This window comes from Xanthomonas cannabis pv. cannabis (assembly GCF_000802365.1).
GTDB lineage: Bacteria > Pseudomonadota > Gammaproteobacteria > Xanthomonadales > Xanthomonadaceae > Xanthomonas > Xanthomonas cannabis.
Genome location: NZ_JSZE01000170.1, coordinates 1 through 5,479 on the forward strand (window position 1 = coordinate 1; position 5,479 = coordinate 5,479).

The window sequence follows — 5,479 nt, forward strand, 5'->3', positions numbered from 1 at the left end:
AGCAATTGGCGGCATGACGCCGTCCGCTTATGCCCAACATCTGGCAAACACCGATATCATCAACCCCGGACTCTAAACCCGACCGCTACTCAGGGCGGGGGGACGTCGCGCATACGACGGCACGCTGCCTCTTCGGCCAGGCCGCCTCTTAGACAGCGGCAATTGCAGCACGCTGATACGCATCTACGATGCTTCGTCCGCGGGGCTACTTCCGCTAAGAACCAGCGACAGCCGCCCCCACGGGCACCAAAGCGGCTGATGTTGAAAGGCGCCGCTAAGCGACGTCGGGCATCGCGCCTGGATCAACGCAGCGCTTGTTGGCACTTGATTGCTTTTCGGCAGTCAGGACTCCATATCGGTGTCTGCCGGTGCCTGACCGAGTTCGACGGCGGAGCGGGTTTTGATCAGTCAATCGTAGTCCACGCCGCCACGCGCGCACAAAAAACCCCGCACCAGGCGGGGTTTTTTGTATGAGGCTCTTTTTGATCAATCGCCCAGGGTCAGTAACGATGCATTGCCACCTGCTGCGGTGGTATTCACGGTGACGACCTTTTCGGTCGCGAAGCGCAGCAGGTAATGCGGGCCGCCGGCCTTGGGGCCGGTACCTGACAGGCCTTGGCCACCGAACGGCTGGACGCCGACGACGGCGCCGATCTGGTTGCGGTTGACATAGACGTTGCCGACTGCAACCCGCGAGGTGATGCGCTCGATGGTCTCATCAATGCGCGAATGCACGCCCAGGGTCAGGCCGTAACCAGTCGCGTTGATCTGATCGATGACAGCATCGAGTTGGTCGGCCTTCCAGCGGATGACATGCAAGACCGGCCCGAAAATTTCGCGCTGCAGCTGGGCCAGCGAGCCCAGCTCGTAGGCGCGCGGGGCGAAGAAGCTGCCGTGGGCGGTAGCGTCATCCAGCTTGGTACTTCCGATCAGGCGCGCCTCACGGTCCATGCGTGCTGCGTGATCGTCGAGGATCTTGAGCGCATCGGTGTCGATCACCGGCCCAACGTCGGATGAGAGCAGGCCGGGGTCGCCGATCTTCAGCTCGCCCATGGCACCGGCCAGCATGGTCATGACCTTGTCGGCGATGTCGTCCTGGACGAACAGGACGCGTGCGGCCGAGCAACGCTGTCCGGCTGAGATGAACGCGCTGGAGATGGCGTCTTTCACCACGGCTTCGGGCAGCGAGGAGGAATCGGCAATAAAGGCGTTCTGCCCGCCGGTCTCGGCAATCAACACGCCGATGGCCGCGTCGCGCGCGGCCAGGGTGCGATTGATGATGCGCGCGGTCTCGGTGGAGCCGGTAAATGCCACGCCAGCCACCCGGGGGTCGTTGGTCAAGGCTGCACCGACGGTGGCGCCATCTCCAGGCAGGAACTGCACTGCGGCTTCCGGGACCCCAGCGTCGTGCAGCAACTTCACTGCCGCATAGCCGATCAGATTGGTCTGCTCGGCGGGCTTGGCGATCACGCTGTTGCCGGCCGCCAACGCGGCCGCCACCTGGCCGAGGAAGATCGCGAGCGGGAAATTCCAGGGACTGATGCAGACGAAGACGCCGCGGCCATGCAATTGCAGCTCGTTGGATTCACCGGTCGGTCCGGGCAGGCGTTCGGGCGCGCCGAATTGCGCGCGCGCCTGGCCGGCGTAGTAACGCAAGAAGTCGACCGCCTCACGCACTTCGGCCACGGCATCGGGCAGGGTCTTGCCCGCTTCCTTGACGCAGATGGCCATGAACTCGGGCATGCGCGCTTCTAGCAGGTCGGCGGCGTGCTCCAGGATGGTGGCGCGGCTGGCTGCAGGCGTGCGGTTCCACCCGGGTTGTGCAGCCGCGGCCGCAGCGAGTGCCTTCTGCACCGTGGCCGGATCGGCTGGCTGCCAGTGACCCACCGTCTCGCGGCGATCTGCAGGATTGAGCACGGCTTCGCGCGGCGTGCTGATTACCGCACCGGGAACCAGTGGTCCGGCTGTCCATGGCTTGATTGCGGCGTTGAGTTGCTCGGCCAGCTGCCGCAGATCGTTGTCGTTGGCGAGGTTGGCGCCCATGGAGTTTTTCCTGTTCTGGTTCTGGCTGCGCAGCAGATCGGTCGGCAGCGGGATCTTTGGATGCGGGATGGATGCGAACGATGCGACAGCCTCGACCGGATCGCGGATCAGGTCTTCGATGGCAACGTCTTCATCGGTAATCCGATTGACGAAGCTGGAGTTAGCGCCGTTCTCGAGCAGGCGACGGACCAGGTAAGGCAGCAGATCCTCGTGCGAGCCGACCGGCGCGTACACACGGCACGGCAGGCCCAGGCGATCGGCCGGGATCACTTCGGCATACAGGTCGTCGCCCATGCCGTGCAGCTTCTGGTGCTCGTAGGTCTTGCCGGCGGAAATGGCGCGCACGGCGGCAATCGTCTGCGCGTTATGCGTGGCGAACATCGGGTACAGCGCATCGCTGTGCACAAACATGCGACGCGCGCAGGCCAGGTAGGACACGTCGGTGTTCTGCTTGCGGGTAAACACCGGGTAGCCAGAATGGCCTTCAATCTGGGCGCGCTTGATCTCCGCATCCCAGTACGCGCCCTTGACCAACCGCACCGGAATGCGGCGGCCAACGCGACGCGCCAGGTCGGCCAGGAAATCGATCGTATACGGCGTGCGTTTCTGATACGCCTGCACCGCCAGGCCATACCCTTCCCAGCCCTCCAGCGACGGGTCGGAAAAGGTGGCTTCGATGATGTCCAACGACAGCTCCAGACGGTCGGCCTCTTCGGCGTCGACGGTGTAGCCGATGCCGTAGGACTTGGCCAGCTGCGCGAGTTCCAGCACGCCGGGCACCAGTTCGGCCATGACGCGCGCGCGCTTGGCGTGTTCGTAGCGCGGGTAGAGCGCGGAAAGCTTGATCGAGATACTGGGTGCGGCGAACACATCGGTGCCGACAAAGCTGCCGCTGCGGCCGATCGCATGGATGGCATCGCGATATGCCTGCAGATAGCGCTGTGCATCCTTCATGGTGAGCGCGCCTTCGCCAAGCATGTCGAACGAATAGCGGTAGTCGGCGTTGTCGCCCTTGCGCGAACGCGACAGCGCCTCGCCGATGGTGCGGCCCATGACGAACTGGTGGCCCATGATCTTCATTGCCTGGCGCACTGCCAGGCGGATCACCGGCTCGCCGACGCGGCCGATCAAGCGCTTGAAGGCACCGGGCACATCGGCGCGGGTGAGGTCGTTGAGCTGCACCAGCCTGCCGGTCAGCATCAGTCCCCAGGTCGAAGCATTGACCAGCACCGAATCGCTGCCGCCCATGTGCTTTTTCCAGTCCGCATCGCCGAGCTTGTCGCGGATCAGCTTGTCTGCGGTCTCCTGGTCCGGAATCCGCAGCAGCGCTTCGGCGACGCACATGAGCAGCACGCCTTCCTCGCTGCCGAGATCGTACTGCCGCATGAAGGCTTCGATCGCGCCCTGGTCCTGAGCACGTGCACGCACGCGGGTGACCAGATCGGCGGCCAGCGCCTGCACCTTGGCCTGATCGGCGGCGGGCAGGCGCGCCTGGTCGAGCAGTTCGCGTACATGTTCGGTCTCGTCCTTGAGCCAGGCAGCGGTGATGGCGGCACGCAAGGCGCCGGATGCGGCCGGCAATTCCGGCGCGAGCAGCGGATGTGGAACGGCGGCGGAGGCAAGTGGGTCGAGCTGAGCGTTCATGCGAAAGATGCCTGGAGATCCATGCCCATTCTAGAGAGCGAAGGCGCGCGCGCACTTGTGTGGAAGCGGCAGCTTTCCCGCCGTTTTGTGCAGGTCGCCATCGCCTGTGACGGCAGGCCCAGTCCTCGGGTTGTGTCGTCGCGGGTTTTCGGAAGTGATTGATTTACGCGTGTTTTTAGCTGCACTGCAGCAAATTTTTGATCGCCGGAAATGCTTGCCGCATGCGTTCGCGCGGGTCTACCATCGGGCTGTTCCCGCAGTCCGCTGCGTGTTGCCATGATCGAAGTACTGCCGTTGATGTCCGAAGGGGTCGGGACGCAATTGCGGTTGCGGCCTCCGCGGGCGCTGTCGGCCAGGCAGTTCGTGATGTTGTTTGCGGTGCTGGCAGGAACGATGTGGTTGTTTGCGGGCCTGGGGTGGTGGACCGGCAATGCATTCGCGCCGGTATTCGCCCTGTTGCACAGTGGTGTGGTGGCGCTGGCGCTACGTCAGTTGTGGCGAAGTGGCGAGCGCGAAGAAGCGATCCGGGTGGGGGAGACCGCCGTTGAGGTGTTTCCGTCCGGACAGGCGCCACCAGCGTTTCAGGCACATCCGCACTGGGTGCGGCTATGCATGGAGCGCGACGACAGGGTGCTGCTGGTGAGCAGCGGCAGGCAGATCGAGATCGGAAGCTTTCTCGGGCCGGCCGAACGTGTGGAACTGGCAGATACGCTGAAACGCTTGCTCGCGGCCGCCAATGGCCGTCACCGATGACGTAAGGGTCTAGGCAATGACGCAACGCAGCAGCTGGAAGTCGACGTATTCACGCTTTGGCCTGGCGATGGCGGCGCTGTCATGCGCACCCGACGTGTGGGCGCAGTCGGCCGATCCAAAGGAGTGGCAGCTCAATATGGGGCGTGGCGTCACCCAGACTGCGCGCATGGCCTACGAGGCGCACATGGTGGCGCTGTGGGTGTGCGTGGTGATCGGCGCGCTCGTGTTTGCGGCGATGGGCTATGCGATGTTCAAGTTCCGCAAGTCCAAGGGGGCCGTCGCTGCGCAGTTCAGTCACAACACGCAGGCCGAAGTATTGTGGACCGTGATTCCGGTGCTGGTGCTGATTGCGATGGCGTGGCCGGCGACCGCCAAGTTGATTGCGATGTACGACACCCGCGAATCGGAAATGACCGTCAAGGTGACCGGTTACCAGTGGATGTGGAAGTACGAATATCTGGGCCAGGGGGTGGAATTCACCAGCCGCCTGGCGCGTGAGTCGGACCGCATCCGCCAGAGCGGCGAGCGGCCCACAGTCGCGTCGCAGCCGCACTACCTGTTGGACGTCGACAATCGGCTGGTGCTGCCAGTCAACACCAAGATCCGCTTTGTCATCACCGCCGACGACGTGATTCATGCCTGGTGGGTGCCGGCGCTTGGCTGGAAGCAGGATGCGATCCCGGGCATCGTCAACGAGGCCTGGACCAATATCGAGCAACCGGGCGTGTATCGCGGCCAGTGCGCCGAATTGTGCGGCAAGGATCATGGCTTCATGCCCATCGTGGTCGAGGCGTTGCCCAAGGCCGAATTCCAGCGTTGGCTGGCGGCGCGCCGCGCTGCCGGTACCGCGGCAGCGCCCGTGCCCGCGGACGCCCCGGCACCAGCGGCCGCCCCTGCTGGTGAAGCCGCGCCTGCCGCAGCGCCGGCAGCGCAACCTGCCGCACCGACCGCCGCTCTCTAACACCGCTCGCAACCGCACCGCTTCGCAGAGGCCGTTCCGTCATGGCGCACACCGCAGTCGATCACCACGGACACCACC

3 protein-coding genes are annotated in these 5,479 nt (G+C 64.4%); 2 read left to right on the forward strand and 1 reads right to left on the reverse strand.

Annotation, left to right across the window (positions count from 1 at the left end):
• Positions 1-486: 486 nt before the first annotated feature.
• Positions 487-3,687, reverse strand: a complete 3,201-nt coding sequence (gene putA, locus OZ10_RS19365; protein WP_039566667.1) for a bifunctional proline dehydrogenase/L-glutamate gamma-semialdehyde dehydrogenase PutA — start codon at positions 3,685-3,687, stop codon at positions 487-489.
• A 276-nt stretch (positions 3,688-3,963) separates the two neighbouring features.
• On the opposite strand from putA, the gene OZ10_RS19370 reads away from it, so the two are divergent.
• Together OZ10_RS19370 and coxB are read left to right on the forward strand one after the other, a co-directional pair.
• On the forward strand, positions 3,964-4,440 hold the full coding sequence (locus OZ10_RS19370) for a DUF2244 domain-containing protein (protein ID WP_039408691.1): 477 nt from the start codon (positions 3,964-3,966) through the stop codon (positions 4,438-4,440).
• A 16-nt stretch (positions 4,441-4,456) separates the two neighbouring features.
• Positions 4,457-5,401 carry a cytochrome c oxidase subunit II gene (gene coxB, locus OZ10_RS19375; RefSeq protein ID WP_039566669.1) on the forward strand — a complete coding sequence of 315 codons (945 nt, stop codon included), beginning with the start codon at positions 4,457-4,459 and terminating at the stop codon, positions 5,399-5,401.
• The last annotated feature ends 78 nt before the right edge of the window (positions 5,402-5,479 follow it).